This window comes from Bradyrhizobium sp. CB82, from assembly GCF_029714405.1.
GTDB lineage: Bacteria > Pseudomonadota > Alphaproteobacteria > Rhizobiales > Xanthobacteraceae > Bradyrhizobium.
This window is the reverse complement of the sequence record NZ_CP121650.1, coordinates 1,270,570-1,290,457: the sequence shown is the minus strand read 5'-3', so window position 1 is coordinate 1,290,457 and position 19,888 is coordinate 1,270,570. Positions and strand designations below refer to the sequence as shown.

Annotated in this window: 17 protein-coding genes and 1 pseudogene; 7 read left to right on the top strand and 11 right to left on the bottom strand. The window is 66.3% G+C overall.

Annotation, left to right across the window (positions count from 1 at the left end; all coding sequences use genetic code 11):
• The first annotated feature begins 77 nt into the window (after positions 1-77).
• The 3 genes from putA (at position 78) to QA640_RS06135 (ending at position 5,278) form a co-directional block, all read left to right on the top strand.
• Positions 78-3,077: a bifunctional proline dehydrogenase/L-glutamate gamma-semialdehyde dehydrogenase PutA gene (putA, locus tag QA640_RS06145; protein ID WP_283039852.1), complete on the top strand. Its 3,000-nt coding sequence runs from the start codon at positions 78-80 to the stop codon at positions 3,075-3,077.
• A gap of 104 nt (positions 3,078-3,181) precedes the next feature.
• Complete coding sequence (locus QA640_RS06140; RefSeq protein WP_283039851.1) at positions 3,182-4,387, top strand: CoA transferase; 1,206 nt, start codon at positions 3,182-3,184, stop codon at positions 4,385-4,387.
• A 243-nt stretch (positions 4,388-4,630) separates the two neighbouring features.
• Positions 4,631-5,278, top strand: coding sequence for a glutathione S-transferase family protein (locus QA640_RS06135; RefSeq protein ID WP_283039850.1), 648 nt, complete (start codon positions 4,631-4,633; stop codon positions 5,276-5,278).
• A gap of 202 nt (positions 5,279-5,480) precedes the next feature.
• Here the strand turns inward: QA640_RS06135 and QA640_RS06130 are convergent.
• The 7 genes and pseudogenes from QA640_RS06130 to QA640_RS06100 all read right to left on the bottom strand — a co-directional run bounded on the left by QA640_RS06130 (position 5,481) and on the right by QA640_RS06100 (position 14,323).
• Positions 5,481-7,024, bottom strand: a pseudogene (locus QA640_RS06130) (hypothetical protein).
• Positions 7,025-7,118: 94 nt separating this feature from the next.
• Positions 7,119-8,156, bottom strand: coding sequence for a hypothetical protein (locus tag QA640_RS06125; protein WP_283042731.1), 1,038 nt, complete (start codon positions 8,154-8,156; stop codon positions 7,119-7,121).
• Positions 8,157-8,590: 434 nt separating this feature from the next.
• Positions 8,591-9,088, bottom strand: a complete 498-nt coding sequence (locus tag QA640_RS06120; protein WP_283039849.1) for a TPM domain-containing protein — start codon at positions 9,086-9,088, stop codon at positions 8,591-8,593.
• Between the two features lie 3 nt (positions 9,089-9,091).
• Positions 9,092-10,015, bottom strand: coding sequence for a YgcG family protein (locus QA640_RS06115; RefSeq protein ID WP_283039848.1), 924 nt, complete (start codon positions 10,013-10,015; stop codon positions 9,092-9,094).
• Between the two features lie 132 nt (positions 10,016-10,147).
• Complete coding sequence (locus QA640_RS06110) at positions 10,148-10,756, bottom strand: LemA family protein (RefSeq protein ID WP_283039847.1); 609 nt, start codon at positions 10,754-10,756, stop codon at positions 10,148-10,150.
• Positions 10,757-10,923: 167 nt separating this feature from the next.
• Positions 10,924-13,245, bottom strand: coding sequence for a xanthine dehydrogenase family protein molybdopterin-binding subunit (locus tag QA640_RS06105; RefSeq protein ID WP_283039846.1), 2,322 nt, complete (start codon positions 13,243-13,245; stop codon positions 10,924-10,926).
• Positions 13,246-13,447: 202 nt separating this feature from the next.
• Entirely contained in the window at positions 13,448-14,323 is an 876-nt protein-coding gene (locus QA640_RS06100; RefSeq protein ID WP_283039845.1) for a dihydrodipicolinate synthase family protein, read from the bottom strand.
• Between the two features lie 162 nt (positions 14,324-14,485).
• Between QA640_RS06100 and QA640_RS06095 the strand changes: the two genes are divergently transcribed.
• Entirely contained in the window at positions 14,486-14,812 is a 327-nt protein-coding gene (locus QA640_RS06095; RefSeq protein WP_283039844.1) for a heavy metal-binding domain-containing protein, read from the top strand.
• An 18-nt stretch (positions 14,813-14,830) separates the two neighbouring features.
• The gene (locus QA640_RS06090) at positions 14,831-15,103 is read left to right on the top strand and encodes a hypothetical protein (RefSeq protein WP_283039843.1); all 273 of its coding nucleotides are present in this window, start codon (positions 14,831-14,833) and stop codon (positions 15,101-15,103) included.
• 9 nt (positions 15,104-15,112) lie between these two features.
• Here QA640_RS06090 and QA640_RS06085 read toward each other — a convergent pair whose 3' ends face one another.
• Positions 15,113-16,078, bottom strand: coding sequence for a VOC family protein (locus QA640_RS06085; RefSeq protein WP_283039842.1), 966 nt, complete (start codon positions 16,076-16,078; stop codon positions 15,113-15,115).
• Between the two features lie 184 nt (positions 16,079-16,262).
• On the opposite strand from QA640_RS06085, the gene QA640_RS06080 reads away from it, so the two are divergent.
• Both QA640_RS06080 and QA640_RS06075 read left to right on the top strand, forming a co-directional pair.
• On the top strand, positions 16,263-17,129 hold the full coding sequence (locus QA640_RS06080) for a S1C family serine protease (RefSeq protein WP_283039841.1): 867 nt from the start codon (positions 16,263-16,265) through the stop codon (positions 17,127-17,129).
• The gene (locus QA640_RS06075) at positions 17,126-17,491 is read left to right on the top strand and encodes a helix-turn-helix transcriptional regulator (RefSeq protein ID WP_283039840.1); all 366 of its coding nucleotides are present in this window, start codon (positions 17,126-17,128) and stop codon (positions 17,489-17,491) included. The genes QA640_RS06080 and QA640_RS06075 overlap by 4 nt, the downstream gene beginning before the upstream one ends.
• Before the next feature lie 2 nt (positions 17,492-17,493).
• Here the strand turns inward: QA640_RS06075 and QA640_RS06070 are convergent, their stop codons facing one another.
• From QA640_RS06070 to QA640_RS06060, 3 genes are all read right to left on the bottom strand, one after another.
• The gene (locus tag QA640_RS06070; RefSeq protein WP_283039839.1) at positions 17,494-18,570 is read right to left on the bottom strand and encodes a HAMP domain-containing sensor histidine kinase; all 1,077 of its coding nucleotides are present in this window, start codon (positions 18,568-18,570) and stop codon (positions 17,494-17,496) included.
• A complete protein-coding gene (locus QA640_RS06065; protein WP_283039838.1) occupies positions 18,557-19,249 on the bottom strand; it encodes a response regulator transcription factor in 693 nt (230 codons plus the stop codon). Before QA640_RS06065 ends, QA640_RS06070 begins: the two co-directional genes overlap by 14 nt.
• A 110-nt stretch (positions 19,250-19,359) precedes the next feature.
• Complete coding sequence (locus QA640_RS06060; protein WP_283039837.1) at positions 19,360-19,887, bottom strand: hypothetical protein; 528 nt, start codon at positions 19,885-19,887, stop codon at positions 19,360-19,362.
• Position 19,888 lies beyond the last annotated feature (1 nt).

The window sequence follows — 19,888 nt, the reverse complement described above, 5'->3', positions numbered from 1 at the left end:
TCTAAGGCAAAATCGTTATCTTGTCTATCGAACTACGGCGATGTGCGGATTAGCTTGGAGGTAACACAGGACACGCCATGCCGAACAATCCCTCCCCTTTCAGTGCGGCTTACGCGCCCGACGATGCCGAGATTGCCGCCACGCTGTTGCGGACGGCCCACCTCACCCCTCCCCAGGAGACGCGGATCGACCGCACCGCCACGCGGCTGATCGAGGCGGTCCGCAAGCGTGACGACCGGCTCGGCGGGGTCGAGGACATGCTGCGCGAATTCGCGCTCTCGACCAAGGAGGGCCTGGCGCTGATGGTGCTGGCCGAGGCCCTGCTCCGCGTGCCGGATGCCCGCACCGCCGACCAGTTCATCGAGGACAAGCTCGGCGAGGGCGATTTCGTCCACCACGAAACGAAGTCGACCGCCTTCCTGGTCAACGCCTCGGCCTGGGCGCTCGGTCTGTCGGCGCGCGTGATCCAGCCCGGCGAGACGCCGGACGGCACCATCGGCCGGCTGGTGAAGCGGCTGGGCGCGCCCGCCGTGCGCGCCGCGACGCGGCAGGCGATGCGGCTGATGGGCAACCATTTCGTGCTGGGCGAGACGATCGAGCAGGCGCTGGAGCGCGCCCGGCCGCGCTCGGGCCAGCAGCCGCGCTACTCCTTCGACATGCTCGGCGAAGGCGCGCGCACCGCGTCCGACGCCAAGCGCTATTTCGACGCCTATGCGAGTGCGATCGAGACCATCGGCAAGGCGGCCGACGAACGCCCCCTGCCCGACCGTCCCGGCATTTCCGTCAAACTCTCGGCGCTGCATCCGCGCTTCGAGGCAATCAGCCGCGACCGGGTGATGAAGGAGCTGGTGCCGCAGCTCCTGGAACTCGCCCAGCGCGCCAAGGCCTATGACCTCAACTTCACCGTCGATGCCGAGGAAGCCGACCGGCTGGAGCTGTCGCTCGACGTGATCGCCGCGACGCTCGCCGATGCCTCGCTCGCCGGCTGGGACGGCTTTGGCCTGGCGATCCAGGCCTATCAGAAGCGCGCGGTCACCGTGATCGACTATGTCGACGGCCTCGCCCGCGCGCATCATCGCAAACTGATGGTGCGGCTGGTCAAGGGCGCTTATTGGGACACCGAGATCAAGCGCGCGCAGGAGCGCGGGCTCGACGGCTATCCGGTCTTCACCCGCAAGGCGATGACGGATCTCAACTACGTCGCCTGCGCCTCGAGGCTGCTCGCGTTGCGGCCGCGCATCTTCCCGCAATTCGCGACCCACAACGCGTTGACCGTTGCGACCGTGCTGGAGCTTGCCGGCGATAGCGGCGGCTTCGAGTTCCAGCGCCTGCACGGCATGGGTGAGGCGCTCTACGAGCAGCTCGCGCATGATCACCCGAAACTCGCCTGCCGCACCTATGCGCCGGTTGGCAGCCATCGCGACCTGCTTGCCTACCTGGTGCGGCGCCTCCTGGAGAACGGCGCCAACTCGTCCTTCGTGGCGCTGGCCGCCGACTATCGCGTGGCGATGACCGCCCTGCTGCAACGCCCCGCTGACATCATTGCCAAGCCGCAAGCTGCTCATCACCCAAGAATCCCGCTGCCGCGCGACCTCTTCGCGACCGAGCGGCGCAATTCGCGGGGCGTCGAGTTCGGCGAGCGCGCTGCGCTCGATCGCCTGCTGACCGACGTCGCGGGCGATCCAACCGACCTCAAGCCCGTCGCCGATGCCACGCCCGAGCAGGCGAACGCAGCGGTCGCCGCGGCGCGGGCGGGCTTTGCGACATGGAGCCGAACGTCTGCGGGCACCCGCGCGGCGGCGCTGGAGCAGGCCGCGCATCTCCTGGAGCAGCGGGCTCCCCACTTCATCGCGCTGCTCCAGCGCGAGGGCGGCAAGACGCTCGACGACGCGCTCTCTGAGCTACGCGAAGCCGCCGATTTCTGCCGCTACTACGCCGCGCAGGGCCGAAAGCTGTTCGGCACGGCTGAGGCGATGCCGGGCCCCACCGGCGAGAGCAACGCGCTGGCCTTGCGCGGCCGCGGCGTATTCGTCGCGATCTCGCCGTGGAATTTTCCGCTCGCGATCTTCCTCGGCCAGGTGACGGCGGCGCTGATGGCCGGCAACAGCGTGGCGGCAAAGCCCGCCGAACAGACGCCGCGGATTGCACGCGAGGCCGTGCGGCTGCTGCACGAAGCGGGCGTTCCGGCAAACGCGCTGCACCTCGTCACCGGTGACGGCCGGATCGGTGCCGCGCTGACTGCGCATCCCGACATCGCCGGCGTCGTGTTCACCGGTTCGACCGAGGTCGCCCGATCGATCAACCGCACGCTCGCCGCCAAGGACGGACCGATCGCGCCGTTGATCGCGGAGACCGGCGGCATCAATGCCATGATCGCGGATGCGACCGCGCTGCCCGAACAGGTCGCCGATGACGTCGTCACCTCCGCCTTTCGTTCGGCCGGCCAGCGTTGCTCGGCACTGCGGCTCCTATTCGTGCAGGAGGACGTCGCCGACCGCATGATCGAGATGATCGCTGGCGCCGCGCGCCAGTTGAAGATCGGAAATCCCAGTGACGTCGCGACCCATATCGGCCCGGTGATCGACCGCGAGGCCAAGCAGCGGCTCGACGCGCACATTGCCCGAATGAAGACGGAGGCGCGGTTGCATTTTGCAGGTAGTGCGCCCGAGGGCTGCTTCGTGGCACCGCATATCTTCGAGCTCGCCGATGCCGGCAAGCTCACCGAGGAGGTGTTCGGCCCCGTCCTGCATGTCGTGCGCTACCGTGCCGAAAATCTCGAGCGCGTGCTGGCCGCGATCGAGCGCACCGGCTATGGGCTCACGCTCGGTATCCACTCGCGCATCGACGACACGGTCGATGCCATCGTCGAACGGCTGTCGGTCGGCAATGTCTACGTCAACCGCAACATGATCGGTGCCGTGGTCGGCGTGCAGCCGTTCGGCGGCAACGGCCTGTCCGGAACCGGCCCCAAGGCCGGCGGCCCGCATTACCTCACGCGCTTTGCGACGGAGCAGACCGTCACCGTCAACACCGCCGCCGCCGGCGGCAACGCTGCCCTGCTCGCGGGGGAGGAGTAGGCGCAGCCTGCAGCGTTGCATCCCGCCAGAACATCGGTCAAATGGCTGGCAGATGAGCGCGCGCGAATTCCAGCGCGCGGGAAACAAGCGGGAGCGGCGGCACCATGCAGAAGGGCATTTTCGACGGCCTGAAGGTTTTGGATTGCGCAAGCTTCATCGCGGCGCCCGCTGCCGCGACCGTGCTGTCGGATTTCGGTGCCGATGTCATCAAGATCGAGCCGCCCGGCATGGGCGACCCTTACCGTAATTTGCCGAACCTGCCGGGCTATCCCGCGAGCGAGCACAATTTCGCCTGGCTGCTCGAAGCGCGCAACAAGAAGAGCCTCGCGCTCGACCTCACCAAGCCGGACGCGCAGGCCGTGCTCTACAGGCTGGTCGCCGAGAGCGACGTGTTCATCACCAACATGCCGCCGCAGGTGCGCTCAAAGCTCGGCATCACCTACGATCATCTAGCGCACCTGAACGAGCGGCTGATCTACGCCTCCTTCACCGGCTATGGCGAGAGGGGCGAGGAGGCCAACAAGCCCGGCTTCGACAGCAATGCCTATTGGGCGCGCTCCGGCCTGATGGACCTCGTGCGTGCCGACACCAACACGACGCCGGCGCGCTCGGTCGCCGGCATGGGCGATCATCCTTGCGCCATGGCGCTCTATAGCGCGATCGTCACCGCGCTCTATCAGCGCGAGAAGACGGGCAAGGGCGCCCATGTCGCCTCCAATCTGATGGCGAACGGCGTGTGGGCCGCAAGCGTGCTGGCGCAGGCAAAACTCTGCGGCGCCAAGTTCGGCGAGCGGCGGCCGCGCGAGCGCGCGCTGAACGCGGTGACCAATCACTACCAATGCAAGGACGGCCGCTGGATCATCCTTTCGCTGCTGAACGAGGAGCGGCAATGGCCGACGCTCGCCCGCTGCATGGGGCGGGAAGATCTGATCACCGACCCGCGTTTTGCGACCAGGCCGGACCGCCATGCGCGCTCGGTCGAACTGATCAAGATCTTCGACGAGGCGTTCGCCACCAAGGATCTCGCCGAATGGCGCAAGATCCTCGACGGCAACGGGCTGGTGTTCGGCGTCGTCGGTATTCTCGACGACATCCGGAACGACCAGCAGATGCTCGACAACGAGGTGCTGGTGCCATTCGAGAACGACACCATGCTGACCATCAACAGCCCGATCTGGGTCGACGGTACGAGAAAGGTCCAGCCGCGCAAGCCGCCCGCGATCGGCGAGCACAGTAACGAGATTTTGCGCGATGCCGGATACGACGAGGCGACGATCGAGACGCTGCGCGCGTCGGGGGCGGTGGCGTAAGGGACGCCGCGCTAGCGCAGCACGTGCCGCTATCGTCCCGGACAAGCGTAGCGAAGCGGAGCGCCGATCCGGAACCCATAACCAGGGAGAGTGCTCACTCCAACCATCACCGTCATTGCGAGCGTAGCGAAGCAATCCAGAATCTTTCCGCCGCGATAGTCTGGATTGCTTCGCTACGCTCGCAATGACAATGTGGCGGCATCTCGCAATCAGTCGTTTGTTCTCGCGAGGAAAGTGAATCCCATGCCCAGCTACCGACTGCACTACTTTCCCGAATCCGGCAACAGCTACAAACTGGCGCTGATGCTCACACTGTGCGGTGAGACCTTCGAGCCCGTTTGGACCGACTTTGCCGGCGGCGTCACGCGCACGGCGGAGTGGCGACAGAGGGTCAACGAGATGGGCGAGATCCCGGTGCTCGAGATCGACCGCGTGAAGATGACGCAGACCGCGCCGATCCTGCTGAAACTATCCGAGCAATATGACCGCTTCGGCGGCGCGACGGCCGATGAGAAGTTCGAGCTGCTGCGCTGGCTGTTCTGGGACAACCACAAGCTCACCGGCTACATGGCGACCTACCGCTTCATGCGCACGTTCACGCCAAACGGCGACCCTCAGGTGCTAAGACATTTCCGCCGGCGGCTCGACGACTTCCTCGGCATTCTCGAGCAGCATCTCGCCCGCAACGTGTTCGCGATCGGCGAGAAGCCGACGGTCGCCGACATCTCGATGATGGCCTACCTGCATTATCCGAGCGACGAGCACGGCTACGATTTCGGAGAAAGCCATCCCGCCATCCACGCCTGGCTCGGCCGCATGGCCGCGCTGCCGGGCTGGCGGTCGGCGTATGACTTGCTGCCGGGACAGCGGCTGACGCATTACACGAAGTGAAGCCATGCTCTACGGCCGCGCCGCGATCCAGATCAGTGCCAACACCACTGCGCCGACCATGATGGCGACCGCGACAGCCCAGGTGCTGACCCAATGCTGCCGGTGATCTGCCTGGCTTCCTCGTTGCGCGCGATCTGGCGATTGCGCTCCTTGTTGGCTTCACTGCCGTCCGTCATTGACGATCCAAATCGGTCTGGCCGCGCTAACGCGTCTTCACAAAACACATGCCTATATGGCTTGATGCGCTCGCCGACTGGCAGGCGAGACCCTTCGCGCAGGTCCATGACGTAAAACTCTTGTCAGCGCCGGCCGATCCCGGTGCTTGCAAATAACAATGCGCCCCCAACCGTCCTGATATTCGGTTCCCGCAAGCTCGGTGCTGCCGCGGAGCTGCGGCCGGCTGGCGAAGCCGCGCGAGAAGTCGGGACGCCGGCCTTCCGCAAACGCGGTCAGGATGTCGCGGCGACGGACCTGGTCGCCGAAGAAATGCGGTGACGCCGGCACGATGGCGGATGGCTTGTCCGCGAGCCAGTCGACGCCCGGGAAATGGAAGCCGCCGATGCCGCGGGTCTGGTGGCAGCCGGAGCAGGTGACGTCGTTCAGCCGGCGCTGGAAGCCCGCAACCGAGCGGATGTTCTGCAAGATGACGCCACGTTCGGCGGCCGTCTTCAGCGCGCCGACCACGTCGCTGTCGGTGAAAACGCCATCGCCTTTGCCCTCGCCCTGCATCAGGCCGAATTCGGGCTGGAGCTGTGATGCATCAAGGCCGGCCGGCGTCGGCGCGAGCGCGGCTCTCGCAAGGAATTTTTCCGGGATCAGGACCGTACCACGATCGAACTCGGCAAAATGGTCGGGGGCAAGCAGCCAGTCCTTGAAGTCGCGCCTGAGCGCGTCATCGCCAAGAATGCGATCATGGTCGATCTGGTTCTCCAGCGTCGATTCCTCGAACAGCTTGGTGCCGGGACTGTATTTGAACACCTTCAGCAGGTAGTCGGTGCGGAAATCGTGACTCGGCGATTTCGGCATGACTGCGATCTGGATGTTGGTCTCGATGCGGTCGAGCATCGCATCGTGGGGAAAGGGAGGTTGCTCGACGAGATCGAGCGGATTGTCGTTGGCGAGCCAGCGCCGCGCGATCTCCGCGCAGGTGACCGGCCTGCCGTCGCGGTCGATCTGGCCATCATGCCGCGCCTTGAGGATGAGATTGAGCGTCATCGGCAGGCGCGATGCCACCTTGTCGCCCTCCTGCTTCGTCTCGAAACGGGCAAGACGATAGATCAGCCGGATCTCGCCGCAGGAGGTCTCCGACACGTAGGCGCGGTCCATGCGGTTGACGATGCCCGCCAGCACGAAGCTTGTGTCGGGGGAGTTGAGGACGGACCGGTCGAACAGTTGAACGTCGAAGCCCTCGCCGACGCCGATGGTCTCGTTCGGCGCATCCGCCTTGTGGCGCGCGATATAGCGATCGAACTCCGCGTCGATCGCGGGACGGATCTGCGCGAGCTGCGGCAGCCATGCGAACAGCATGTCCGATGTGAGTGGGAAATTCGCGTTCCGCTCGCTCCATAGCAGCCGCGAGATCGTCAGCACGTCATTCTGATCGAGCTTGCGCAGCTGCTCCGGATCGGTAATGGCCGTGCCGCGATCCAGGACTGCGTTCTCCGCGGCCGACAGCGACGGCACGCCGCCGCATAGCGCGACGAGGGCAACGAGAATTCGCAGACAGCGCAGACGGCGACGGCTCATGCCTCCACTAACACCGCGGAAAGAGGCCTATTCAAGCAAAAAGGCGCTTCACATCACGGTGAAGCGCCTTTCCGCGAGCTCGGAGTCGCTCGGCTTAGCGCGCGACGATCAGGCCCTTGCTGGTGACGACGACCCAGCGGCCGTCCTGGCGGCGGATCGCATCGATCCGGCCGAGACCCGGCACCGGATCGCCGGCATAAACCTCGTACAGTCCGCCGCGTCCCTCGATCAGCGCGCCGCCATTGGCGACGTCACGCAGGCGCCAGCCCTCGAGCGTCGGCAGCCGGCCGATCTCGGGCTTCGGCACCGGGAGCGGGACCGCGGCCTGCGCGGGAGCTGCGGCCGGCACTGCGACGGGCGTCGCGGCGGCGACCTGGGCAGCGGCCTGGGCAGGGGCGATCGAGCCCGTGGTCTCCTTCGCCGCTGTTGTCTGCGCGGGCGCAGCCGCCTGCGCCGAACGCAGCTTGTCGACGGCATCGGACAGTTTTGCGAGCTTGGCCGCCGGTTCAGCCTGCGCCTTCTCGAGCTTGTCGAGGCGGTCGCTGGTCTTGTTGAACTGGCCGGTCGCGGACTTCGAGGTATGATCGAGGCCGGCCTTCAGCGCGACAACGTCGGCATCGATTCGCGCGACGGAGGCCTCCAGCGCGCTGGTGTCGGCAACCGGTGCCGGCGCAGCGGCCTGGTTGGCGGCGAAGTGCATGACGCCTGCGGTCGCAAGCGCGCCGCTGATCGCGCCGACGACGGCCGCAAGCGCGACGACAGCGGCCATCGCCGAGAGCCGGCGCTTGCCGCCCGTGTCCTTCGGCTCAGCCTTGACCTGCGGATCCGGGTGATCCCAGGCGCGGTCTGATGACCCCATGACGATCAGCTTCCCCGGCTTCAGCTCGGGCTTGGGTTCGTGCAGCTTGGGCTCTTCCGGTTTGGGCTCTTCAGCTTTGGGCATATCGAGCTTGGGCACCACCAGCCTGGGTGGCTCGACCTTCGGCGCTTCCGCTTTGGGGGCATCCGGCATCGGTGCATCCGGCTTGGGCGCCTCATGGTCGGGCGCAATCGAGGGGGCGTCGGCGCGTGTCTCCACGCCAGGCTCCGACGAAACCTCGGCGGGCTGCGGTTCAGCGGCCTGTTCGGGCATTGCTTCGCTCACGGCTCAAATACTCCAGTCAGGATTGACCTTTTGGTAACTTTCATTGCTTGCGAAATCCTTACCCGTGGACCCGCTTACCGAAATTTTAGGAACTCATCCGGGGCTGAATTGGGCCGGGATCATGGAACCGGCGTGGCAGGCCGGGCGCAAAATTGCGTTCGGCGCGGGCGGGCCAGCCCCCGATATCGGGCGAAGGCGTTGTTCGCGAGGTGCGGCATGTTGGGCTCGGGCAGCTCGCCGACCGCATCCCGAGCCGATCATGCGGTCGGTGCGGGATTTGAACGAGCTGGACGATTTGGGGCGAATGACCGCGCTTCGTCATTCCGGGGCGTCGCGAAGCGACGAGACCGGAATGCATCTATCCCGAAGCATTCGTGGTGAAATGGATTCCCGGTTCGCGCTCACGCGCCCCGGAATGGCGGTTACAACACGACCGGCTCGTCCGGCAGCTCGTTCGGATGCGGGCCGCGCGGTGGGAAGTGGCGCGCGAGCTCGCGCGAGACGGCTTCGATGCCCTTGATTATGCCGTGCTCGAACCGGCCGGCGCGAAAGTCGGCTTCCATGTCGCGGCAGATTTTTTCCCAGCCCGCAGCGCCGACCTTTGCATCGATGCCGCGGTCGGCGACGATCTCGACGTCGCGGTCGGCGAGCAGGAGATAGATCAGGACGCCGTTGTTGTGCGCGGTGTCCCAGATCCTCAAATGCGAGAAGACGTCGAGCGCACGCTCGCGCGCCGGCTGGTTGCGGAAGAGCGGGCGGCCGTCGAGCGCGCCTTCGACCACGAAACGAACCTGGCCGGAATGCGTGGTCTCGCTTTGCCTGATCGCCTGCTCGATCCGGTCGAGCACGCCGGGCGTGAAGATCACCTTCGCCCGCCAATGGTGCTGGACCAGATGCCTGGTAATGCGCCTGATGCTCATGACCTACCAGCTCCCCGAGGCGCCGCCGCCGCCGAAACTGCCGCCACCGCCGCTGAAGCTGCCGCTGTCGCTCGACGACGAGCCGCTGCTCCAGCCGCCTCCCGAGGAACCGCTCGACCATGAACCACCGCGCGAGTAGCCCCTCCCCGGACCGGATGTCGGAGCAAGGTCAGCAATGAACGCCAGGATGAAGGCGATGGCACCGACGCCGATCGCGAGGGCCAGTGAGCCGACCATGAACCAGGCCACCACCGCAAGCACCCCGCCAGTCGCAATCGAGCCAAGCAATCGCCCGAACATCGTGCGCAGGATGCCGCCGACGAACAGCGAGGCGAACAGTGCGAAGGGAGCGACAGGCCCGAAATCGTTCAAGTCGCTGGCAAAGCTCGTGCTGCGCTGAGGCGCCGGCAACGGCTCGCCGTCGATCACGCGCATCATGCGGTCAACGCCATCGGAGATGCCGCCGCCAAAGTCGCCCGTGCGGAATTTCGGCGTGATAACCTCGTCGATGATCCGCCTCGACGTCACGTCCGTCAGTGCGCCCTCGAGGCCGTAGCCGACCTCGATGCGCAGGTGGCGATCGTTCTTGGCGACCACGAGGATCGCGCCGTCATCGACCTTCTTGCGGCCGATCTTCCAGGCGTCAGCAACGCGGATCGAGTACTGCTCGATCGTCTCCGGCTGTGTGGTCGGCACGATCAGGACCGCGATCTGGCTGCCCTTGCGGTTCTCGAAGTCCCGCAGCCGCGAGGTCAGCGACGCAACGTCGCCGCTCGACAGCGTCCCGGTCTGGTCGACGACGCGCCCCGTGAGCTGCGGCACGGCGACGTCGGCCGCGGCAGCTAGGGCAAAAGCGAAAAAGAGTGCAAGGACGAGGAACGCACGCGAGGAGAAGGCAGAACGGGCGCGCACCAAACTCGCTGTCATCGCCCAGCTTGACCGGGCGATCCAGTATTCCAGAGACGCCGGCGGAATACGGAGAAGCCGCGGCGTACTGGATCCCCCGCTTTCGCGGGGAATGACGACGGAGGACGTGGTGCGCATCGGGGTCGAAGGCGCTTACTTCGACGGCGCGGGCGCCGGGTTGAAATCGACCTTCGGCGCGGTCGAGATTTCCTTCTCGTTCTCCACGCTGAAGTTCGGCTTCTCCTTGTAGCTGAACATCATCGCAGTGAGGTTGGTCGGGAAGGAGCGGATGGTGACGTTGTAATCCTGCACCGACTTGATGTAGCGGTTGCGCGCCACGGTGATGCGGTTCTCGGTGCCCTCGAGCTGGGACATCAGGTCCTTGAACAGCGCATCCGATTTGAGCTGCGGGTAGTTTTCGGTGACGACGAGAAGCCGCGACAGCGCGCTGGAGAGCTCGCTTTGGGCTGCCTGGAATTTCTGGAACGCGGCGGGATCATTGAGCACCTCGGGCGTTGCCTGGATGCTGCCGACCTTGGCGCGCGCATTCGTGACCCCGAGCAGCACGTCCTTCTCCTGCTGGGCGAAGCCCTTCACCGAGTTGACGAGGTTGGGCACGAGATCGGCGCGGCGCTGATACTGGTTCACCACCTCGGACCAGTTGGCCTTGATCTGCTCATCCTGGCCTTGGATCGCGTTGTAGCCGCAATTGGTCAGGCTGAGGCAGGCGAACGCCGCCAGCACGGTCAGTATCTTGCGCATGAAATCTCTCCCGGTGGAATCGGGAGCCTAGATATCAGATTGCGCCCGCGGAGGACATGCTGACGGAGGTGGCGGAGTATCTCGACGGCACACATCCGGTGTCGTCCCGGCGAGGGGGCGGGGACGACGAGTTGAGTTTGCGGCGACATTCGACGCAACAATGCAGGCTACGCTCCCGCCTTCGCCTCCCGGATCGCCTGCCAGATCTTCTGGGGCGTCAAAGGCGTGTTGAGCTGGGTGATGCCGAGTTCGGCGAGTGCGTCCATCACGCCGTTGGTGACGCAGGGTGGCCCGCCGATGGCGCCGGACTCGCCGCAGCCCTTGGCGCCGAGCGGGTTGGTGCGGCAGGGCGCGGAGTGGTCGAGCGTCACTTCGATCGGCGGCACGTCGTCGGCACGCGGGATGCAATAGTCCTGGTAGCTCGCGGTGAGGAGCTGGCCTTCAGCGTCATAGGCCACGCCCTCGTAGAGCGCCTGTCCGATACCCTGCGCGACGCCGCCATGGATCTGGCCGGTGACCAGCATCGGGTTGACCGCAACGCCGACGTCATCGACCGTGGTGTAGCGCACCACGCGGGACACACCGGTCTCCGGATCGATCTCGATCTCGCAGACATGCGTGCCGTTCGGCCAGCTCGGACCGTCCACCTCGCCTTCGGAATCGACGCTGAGCTTGGCGCCCTGCTCCTTCTCGGCGATCTCGAACAGGCTGATGCGGCGGTCGGTGCCGACCACGGTGAGCATGCCGTCCTGATACTCGATGTCCTCGACCGAGGTCTCCAGCAGGTTCGATGCCTTCTCGCGCGCCTTCTGGATCAGGTCGTTGGAGGAGACCGCGACCGCCGTGCCGCCGACGAACAGCGAGCGCGAACCGACGCTGCCGAAGCCGGTCGCAAGGTCGGTGTCGCCCTGCACCACGTCGATCTTGTCGAGGGAAATGCCGAGCGTATCGGAGATCATCTGGGTGTAGGTGGTCTGTAGCCCCTGCCCCATCGCCATGGTGCCTGAATGCAGGATGACGCGGCCCTGCGAAGTCGCGTGCAGGCTGACCTTCTCAGTATGCGCGCGTCCGCCGGTCCATTCGATGTAGGAGGTGAGCCCGCGGCCATAAAGCAAGCCCTTCTTCTTCGCGGCGCGTTTGCGTGCGGCAAAGCCGTCCCAATCGGCAAGTTTCGCGGCGCGGTCGAGCATATGCGCGAAGGCGCCGGAATCGTAGACCTGTCCGGCAGCGTTCGTGTAGGGGAGCTGCGCCGGCTTGATGTAGTTCGCTTTGCGGATCGCGCGCGGATCCATGCCGATTTTTCGCGCGGCAGCGTCGAACAGACGCTCGACGATGAACACGGCTTCAGGCCGGCCCGCGCCGCGATAGGCGCCGACGGGTGCGGTGTGGGTCATCACCGTCTTGATCTCGAAATGCACCAGCGGCAGGTCGTAGACACCGGTTTGCACGAAGGGACCGAGCACCAGCGGGATGATGTTGGCGGCGCCCGAGGAATAGGCACCGGTGCAGCCGATCGACTCGACGCGATAGGCCAGCACCTTGCCCTTCTCGTCGAGCGCGAAGGATGCGGTCGAGGTGAGGTCGCGGCCATGGGTGCCGCCGACGAACTCGTCGGTGCGGTCGCCGCGCCAACGGATCTTCCTGTTCAGCTTGGTCGCGGCATAGGCGACGATGCCGTCCTCCGGATAGAGGTTGGTCTTCTGGCCAAAGCCGCCACCGATGTCGCCGACCAGAACGCGCACGCTCTCGATCGGCCGCTTCAGCACCGCACAGAGCACGTCGCGGGTCGAGGCCGGCGTCTGCGACTGCACGTGCAGGAGAAGCCGGCCGGACTTCTTCTCGATCTCGGCAATGGTCGAGCGCGGCTCCATCGCAGACGGTACGAGCCGCTGGCTGACGAGATCGAGCTCGACCACATGCGCGGCCCTGGCGAAGGCTTCATCGACCTTGGCCGCCTCGCCGTAGGCCATCGCGCCGACGATGTTGTCGGGCGCCTCCGGCCACACCACGGGCGCCCCAGGCTTCAGCGCCTCGACGGGATCGACCACCGCAGGCTGCACGTCGTAGTCGACCACGATCGCTTCGGCCGCGCCCTGCGCCAGAGCGCGCGAGGTGGCGACCACGGCCGCGACAGCCTCGCCGGCATAGCGCACGACCTCATGGGCGAGCAGCCGTCGCGGCGGCACCGTCATCGGCTTGCCGTCGGGACGCTTGAAGATGTTCAGCGTGGGGATCTCGCCGATATTGTCCTTGATCAGATCGGCTCCGGTATAGACCGCGGTCACACCTGGCATCGTGGCCGCCGCGCTGATGTCGATCGACACGATTTTTGCGTGGGCATGCGGCGAGCGCAGCACGTGCAGCCACAGCGCGCCGTCCTCCGGCTTGTCGTCGATGAACTGTCCCTTCCCGGTGAGCAGCCGCTGGTCTTCCAAACGCTTGACGGGCAGGCCCGCACCGAAACGCAAATTGCCGGGAAGAATGTTCATTCCAATGGGTCCTCTAAGCCTCAAAGCGCGGCCGCCTTTTAGCGGATCGATGCCGATGAGGCCAGCCGACGTTTTGTGCGGGCACGACCTGCAAATTCGTCATGCCCGGGTCTGCCGTCTTCCCGAGGCTTCGCCGGCCCAACATCGAAAGCCCGGCGAAGCCTTTGCGGAGCCTGGTGCTGGGCATGACCGCGGAGGAGACTTAGGCCACCTCTCGCAACGCCGCCTCGACGATCTTGCGCTGCTCGGCCGTCAGCGCGGCCTGAGGCGGAACGGGATCGCCGACATCGTAGCCCTGGATCGTCAGCCCTGCCTTGATGCAGGCGGCGAGGTTGAAGCGGGCGAAGGCTTCGTTGATGCGCCACAGCTTGCGCTGGAGCGTCATGGCTGCATCCCAGCGTCCCTCCTTGCAGAGATCATAGAGCGCGACGCTCTGGCGCGGGATGATGCAGGCTGGTCCCGCCATCCAGCCGAGGCCGCCGATCAGCATCACCGCGGCCGGAATATGTGCGGACGCCGAGAACACGCGGATCTTGTCGCCGCAGCGATTCATGATCGACAGCAGCCGGCCGGTGTTGGTCGAGGCGTCCTTGATGTAGTCGATGCGCGGGTGCTCGGCGAGGCGCGCGATGACGTCGAGCGTGAGATCGGAGCGCTGGAATTGCGGGTTGGTGTAGATGACGACGGGAATGTCGACCGCGTCTGCGATGCCGCGGAAATAGGATTCGACCTGCGCTTCAGCGAGCGGGAAGTACGCTTCCAGGATCGCCAGAATGCCGTCGGCGCCGAGCTTCTGGTACGCCTTCGCCTGCGCGACCGCATCGACGGTCGAGGTCGAGGCAACACCGGCCACCACGGGCACCTGGCCCTTCGCGGTCTCGATCGTGGTCTGCACGATCCTCGCGCGCTGTGTGGCATTGAGATAGGCGAACTCGCCGGTCGAGCCGAGCGGCGTCAACCCATGCACGCCGGCGCCGATCAGGTCGTCGCAGAGCCGGGCGAGCACGCCGGCGCGCACCGCGCCATCCGCATCGAGGGGCGAAACGAGATAGGGGAAGACGCCGTGAAAATCGGGCATGTCGGGCAACCCTGCGGCAGATCGGGCGTTGCAGATCCGCCCGTATGGTTTCGCGGGTGCTAACACGCCCCCGTGAGGCCGACAAGCAAGCCGGCGAAATGAACCCGCCTGCTGCATTGCCGGACTAATGGGACGTTGCAGCGAACCAACCAGGAAGGCCCTATGCTGATCGTGACGACGGAGAACGTAGCGAACCACCGCGTCGTCAGGACGCTCGGCCAGTGCTTTGGCATCGTCGTCCGCAGCCGTGGGCTCGGCGGCAATATCGTCGCCGGATTGCGGTCGATCGTCGGCGGCGAGATCCCCGAATATACGCGACTGCTTGAGGATGCACGCCGCCATGCCATCGACCGCCTGGTCGAGAACGCCACCGCGATGGGTGCCAACGCGATCGTGATGATGCGGTTCGATTCCGCGGAGATCGGCCAGACCATGAGCGAGATCGTGGCTTACGGGACGGCCGTCGTGGTCGAACCGGCCTCGCGCTAGGAGTTCGCGGAGAGGAGCATGTCCTTGGGCATCGGGATCGCCGCGCTCATGATTGCCGCCGTGCTCCTGATCGCGGGCCACTATTTTCCGTTCGGCGTGCCCCTCACCTTCGTCGGTATCGGCCTGATCCTGAGCCTGATCTACGACACGCGCTACAAGCCGGCGTCCAGACGGCCGGCAGGTCCCGGCTGGGTCGACACCGGCGAGCGCTTCATCGATCCCGAAACCAACCGGCGGGTGGCCGTGTTCACGCGGCCCGAGACCGGCGAGCGGGAATATATCGAGCTCTAGCTCTCGCGCTCACCCTTTGATGAGCCGCACCCGTGTGCCCCAGGGATCGACGGCCTCGACACCATCGGCGAGCGCCGTGACCTGCGCACCCGCCTTGCGCAGGCGTTCGTCCTGCGCGGCGAGGATGTCCTGCCTCTCCGTCACCAGTGAGAACCAGGCGAGCCCGGTGGTGGTGTCGTCGCGGCGGCCGGCGCCCTGGCTCTGCCAGACGTTCATGCCGAGGTGATGATGATAGCGCCCGGAGGAGAGGAACGCGGCGCCATTGCGGCGGCGGGTCGGATCGAGGCCGACGGTGCCGTGGTAAAAGCCTTCGGCCTGCGCGAGGTTGCCGACGCGCAAGTGCATGTGACCGACACGCAGGCCCTCCGGCGCCTCGGCGTAGTCGCTGACGCGGGTGTTCGTGAGCGACAGCAGGTCCGGAATGTTCAGCTCGTCGGTTGCCATCTTCACCGAGCCCTCGCTCCACTGCCATTGCGAGGGATCGCGGTCGGCATAGACCTCGATGCCATTGCCTTCGGGATCGTCGAGATAGACGGACTCGCTGACGAGATGATCGGCGAAGCCCGACAACGGCACACGATGCGAGGCGGCATGCACCAGCCAGCGCGCAAGATCCTTGCGGGTCGGCATCAGGAAGGCGGTGTGATAGAGGCCGGCCGCGCTGCGCGGCTCGATCGCGGCGCCGGGATGCGCCTCCAGCATGAGCAGCGTCACACCGCCGGCGCCGAGCCGCGCTGAACTCGTCGAGCGTTCCATCACCGTGAGGCCGAGCACGTCACGATAGTAATCGGCAACGGTAGCGAGATTCTTGACCCGCAGCGTCACCATGCCGACGCGCATCGGCGTGCGGCTCGCATAGGTCGGCCCGACGCTGACCGGATGACCTTCGGCGCGCGCCGCGGCGGCGGCGGCCGCCGCAAGCGTGGTGGCGCCGGCGAGATGCAGCAGCGCGCGGCGGGTCAGGTCGATGGTCATCCGGGGTCTTCCGAAAATGCGTGAGGCCGTGGGGCACGATGGCTTTCTGATTGCTACACGTTCCCGTGACCGCCTCCAAATCACATGTTCGTCGGCCGGGACATTGCGGAGCCTCCTGCCCATCAGGCCAGTTTCCGGATCGCCCGCGGCATACCAGATTTGGGACAACCGACAGGAGTTCGCCATGACCGACCCTACCCCCCTCGTTGCGCTCTCGTCAGCGCTTTCGGATGTCGCTGCACGTGCCGCGCCGTCGCTCGTCTCCGTCCACTCGCATCGGTTGCGCGCTTCCGGCTTTGCCTGGAAGGCAGGCCTCATCATCACCGCCGACGAGGCGCTGGCCGACGAGGGCGAGGTCGAGATCAGGCTCGCCGATGGCAGCACGCGGACGGCAACGATTGCCGGCCGCGACCACACCACCGACATCGCGCTGCTGCGCGCCGATGCCGACATCCCACCGGTGAAACTGACGTCGGCCGCCCCTGCGCTCGGCTCGCTCGCAATCGTCGTCGCGGCCGACCGTGGCGCACCCACCGCATCTCTCGGCATAGTGTCGCTTGCGGGTCCGCGCTGGCGCAGCCTGCGCGGTGGCGACATCGAGGCACGGATCGAGCTCGACGTGCGGCTACGCCACAGCCATGAGGGCGGCCTTGCGCTGAATGCGCAGGGTGAACCCTTCGGCATGGCCGTCCAGGGACCGCGGCGTGTCCTGGTGATCCCGGGCGCGACCATCGAGCGGATCGCGGCGCAGCTCGAAACGCGTGGCCGGATCGCGCGCGGCTATCTCGGGCTCGGCCTGCAACCGGTGCGGCTCGATGACGGCGTCGGCGCAATGGTGATGAATGTCGACAAGTCCGGCCCATCCGCCGCGGCCGGCATCCGGCAGGGCGACGTCATCGTGGCCGTCAATGACGAGAAGCTCGCCGGCGTCCGCGCACTGTCACGGTCTCTCGGACCTGAGAGCGTGGGCTCGGTCGTCGACGTCGCGGTGCGGCGTGGCGGTGAGCCGGTGAACTTCAAGGTCACGATCGGCGAGAGGCCGGAGGCGTGAGCGAGGACACGACGCAGGACATCGCGATCGCGCTGGAGGTCGGCGATCCCGCGCTCGCCGACCGGCTGGCGTCGCTGCTCGGCAGCGTCGCCGGCTTGCGGCTCGTCGCGCCTGGAGATCCGGCCGCGGTGGTCGTACGCGACCGGCAGCCCTCGCCGGCAGATATCGAACTGACGGCTCGCGAGTTCGACGTGCTCGCGCTGATGGCAGAGGGCGCCTCGAACAAGATGATCGCGCGCCAGCTCGGCATCTCCGTGCACACCGTCAAGTTCCACGTCGGCTCGCTGCTCGACAAGCTCGATGCCACCGGCCGCACCGACGCGGTCGCGCATGCCGCGCGGCGGGGCGTGATCAACCTGTAGGATCAGAGCGCGGACGGTGCCGGGAATCTGAGCGCGACGGCCAGTCCCGGCGCATTGTCGCGCAGAGAGACCTCAGCGCCGTGCAGGCGCGCAACGGCTGCGACGAGGCTCAAGCCGAGGCCGTTGCCGGGCGTATATCGGCTCTGCTCGAGACGGTAGAAGCGCTTGAACACCTGGTCGTGCCGGTCGCTCGGGATGCCTGGGCCGTCGTCGGCAATTGCGATCACCGCGGCACCGTCCTTGGCGGTGCAGGTCACGCTCACCTGCCCGCTTGCGCGGCCATGCTTGATCGCGTTGTCGACGAGGTTGGCGATAGCATCGAACAGCAGGTCGCGATCGCCGGTGATTCTGACCTCGCGGTCGCCGGACAAGCTGAGACGGGTCGCAACTTGCTCGGCCGCGGCATCGTAGAGCTCGACGACCTCGCCGGCGATCTCCACGAGGTTCAGCTCACGGAACGCGCCCTTCCGCGCGCGGGTCTCGATCTCGGAGATCCGCGTGATGGAGGCGAACATGCCGAGCACGGCATCGAGATCGGCGATCGTATCGCCGATCAGCGCCGCATCGGTCTCGCTGTTGCGCGGGGCGTGATAGGCCTTCTCGAGCCGGCCGCGCATGCGCGTCAGCGGCGTGCGCAGATCGTGCGCGACGTTGTCACTGACCTGCTTGACCTCTCCCATCAGCGTCTCGATGCGGTCGAGCATCTGGTTGAGGTTTTCCGCAACCCGGTCCCATTCGTCGCGGCTGCCGCGCAAGGGGATGCGTTGATCGAGGCCCGAGAGCATGATGGCGCGGCTGGTGGCATTGATCTGCTCGATCCGCCCCACGGTGCGCCGCGTCACCAGCACGGCCGCCACCGCGGCGAGCACCAGCAATAGCAGGGCGACCGCGATCATCGCGAGCTCAATCATCCCGGTGAAGCCGTCGTGATCGCCGACCTCGCCAACCCGACTGCGCACATAGGCAAGGGTTCCGAAATAGACATAGGCGATGATCGCCGCGACAATCAGGCCAAAGACGCCGATCGCGATCAGCGCCAGGCGGAATGTCGACGACTTGAGCGTATCAGCCAGGAGCACGGAGGCAATATCCGATGCCGCGGATGGTGTGGATCAGCGGATAGGCTTGGGCATCGTCGACCTTGCGGCGGACGCGGCCGACATAGACGTCGATGATGTTGGTGGAGGGATCGAAATGCAGATCCCAGACGTGCTGAAGCAGCATCGCGCGGGAGACGACGCGGCCCTCGTTGCGGACGAGATATTCGAGCAGCTGGAATTCGCGCGGCAGCAGCGGGATCTTCTTGCCGCGGCGACTGGCGCTGCGGGAGATCAAATCGACGGCGAGATCGCCGACGCGCAAGATCGTCTCCTTTGCAATCGTCTCGCTACGGCGGCCGAGAGCCTCGAGGCGCGCGAGCAGCTCGACGAAGGAGAACGGCTTGACGAGATAGTCGTCGCCGCCGGCGCGCAGGCCCCGCACGCGGTCGTCGACCTCGCCGAGCGCGGAGATGATCAGGAAGGGCGAAGCGATGCCGTCGTCGCGCAGCTGGCGCATCACCGTGATGCCATCGATGTCAGGCAGCATGCGGTCGATGGTGATCACGGCATAGTCGCGCTTGCTGCCGCGGCTGAGCGCCTCGCGCCCGGTCGCGGCGAGATCGACCTCGTAGCCGCTTGTCGTCAGCTCTTCGGCGAGCTGGCCTGCGGTCTCCAGGTCGTCCTCGACGACGAGAATGCGGCGGTGACCTCCGGTCATTGCTCAGCTCTTGGCTCAACTCTCCGCGACGATCGCCACCAGACTATCCCGTTCCGGGGCAGGGCGGAACTGCCTGGCGGCGATCGCGACAACGGTGCGGTCACGCGATGCTAGTACCAGTAGTCCCCGCACACATTGACCCATTGCCAGCCCCAAGGCGTCCAGCTCCGGCGCCAGCAGCCGTCGTAATAGCCGGCGTAGATGAACGGGGCGCCGAAGAAGGCGAAGCGATTGAAGCGATGATGCCGGAAGAAGAAGGCGTGGCGGCCGATGAAGGGCCTGCCGCGGAAGCCGGTACCGGCGAAGCGTGGCCCGACGAAGGCTGCCCGGGCGGCCATCGGGCTGCCCGCAAAGCGCGGCGCGAAGGCCGCGCGGCCTGCCATCGGTGCGCCGGCGAAGCGCGCGCCACCAAAGCTCGCTCCGCCAAAACGAGCACCGCCCATGCCACCGAAGTGGGCGCCGCCCATTCCGCCAGTACGCATGCCGCCCCCCATGCCCATGCCGCCACCACCCATATGCCCGCCGCCGCCGAAGCCGCCATGCCCGCCGCCGCCACGCTGCGCGAGGACGGGCGACGCGACCGCCAGCGTCGCGGCGACTGCCGCTGCGACGAGGCCTGTGAGAAGCCTGTTGTTCATC

Coding starts and splice junctions, on each gene's coding strand:
- QA640_RS06090 (WP_283039843.1), top strand. CDS start 14,831: ATGTCCTTGGGCATCGGGATCGCCGCGCTCATGATTGCCGCCGTGCTC.
- QA640_RS06140 (WP_283039851.1), top strand. CDS start 3,182: ATGCAGAAGGGCATTTTCGACGGCCTGAAGGTTTTGGATTGCGCAAGC.
- QA640_RS06100 (WP_283039845.1), bottom strand. CDS start 14,323: ATGCCCGATTTTCACGGCGTCTTCCCCTATCTCGTTTCGCCCCTCGAT.
- QA640_RS06065 (WP_283039838.1), bottom strand. CDS start 19,249: ATGACCGGAGGTCACCGCCGCATTCTCGTCGTCGAGGACGACCTGGAG.
- QA640_RS06125 (WP_283042731.1), bottom strand. CDS start 8,156: ATGCCCGAACAGGCCGCTGAACCGCAGCCCGCCGAGGTTTCGTCGGAG.
- QA640_RS06085 (WP_283039842.1), bottom strand. CDS start 16,078: ATGACCATCGACCTGACCCGCCGCGCGCTGCTGCATCTCGCCGGCGCC.
- putA (WP_283039852.1), top strand. CDS start 78: ATGCCGAACAATCCCTCCCCTTTCAGTGCGGCTTACGCGCCCGACGAT.
- QA640_RS06105 (WP_283039846.1), bottom strand. CDS start 13,245: ATGAACATTCTTCCCGGCAATTTGCGTTTCGGTGCGGGCCTGCCCGTC.
- QA640_RS06135 (WP_283039850.1), top strand. CDS start 4,631: ATGCCCAGCTACCGACTGCACTACTTTCCCGAATCCGGCAACAGCTAC.
- QA640_RS06095 (WP_283039844.1), top strand. CDS start 14,486: ATGCTGATCGTGACGACGGAGAACGTAGCGAACCACCGCGTCGTCAGG.
- QA640_RS06115 (WP_283039848.1), bottom strand. CDS start 10,015: ATGACAGCGAGTTTGGTGCGCGCCCGTTCTGCCTTCTCCTCGCGTGCG.
- QA640_RS06120 (WP_283039849.1), bottom strand. CDS start 9,088: ATGAGCATCAGGCGCATTACCAGGCATCTGGTCCAGCACCATTGGCGG.
- QA640_RS06110 (WP_283039847.1), bottom strand. CDS start 10,756: ATGCGCAAGATACTGACCGTGCTGGCGGCGTTCGCCTGCCTCAGCCTG.
- QA640_RS06060 (WP_283039837.1), bottom strand. CDS start 19,887: ATGAACAACAGGCTTCTCACAGGCCTCGTCGCAGCGGCAGTCGCCGCG.
- QA640_RS06080 (WP_283039841.1), top strand. CDS start 16,263: ATGACCGACCCTACCCCCCTCGTTGCGCTCTCGTCAGCGCTTTCGGAT.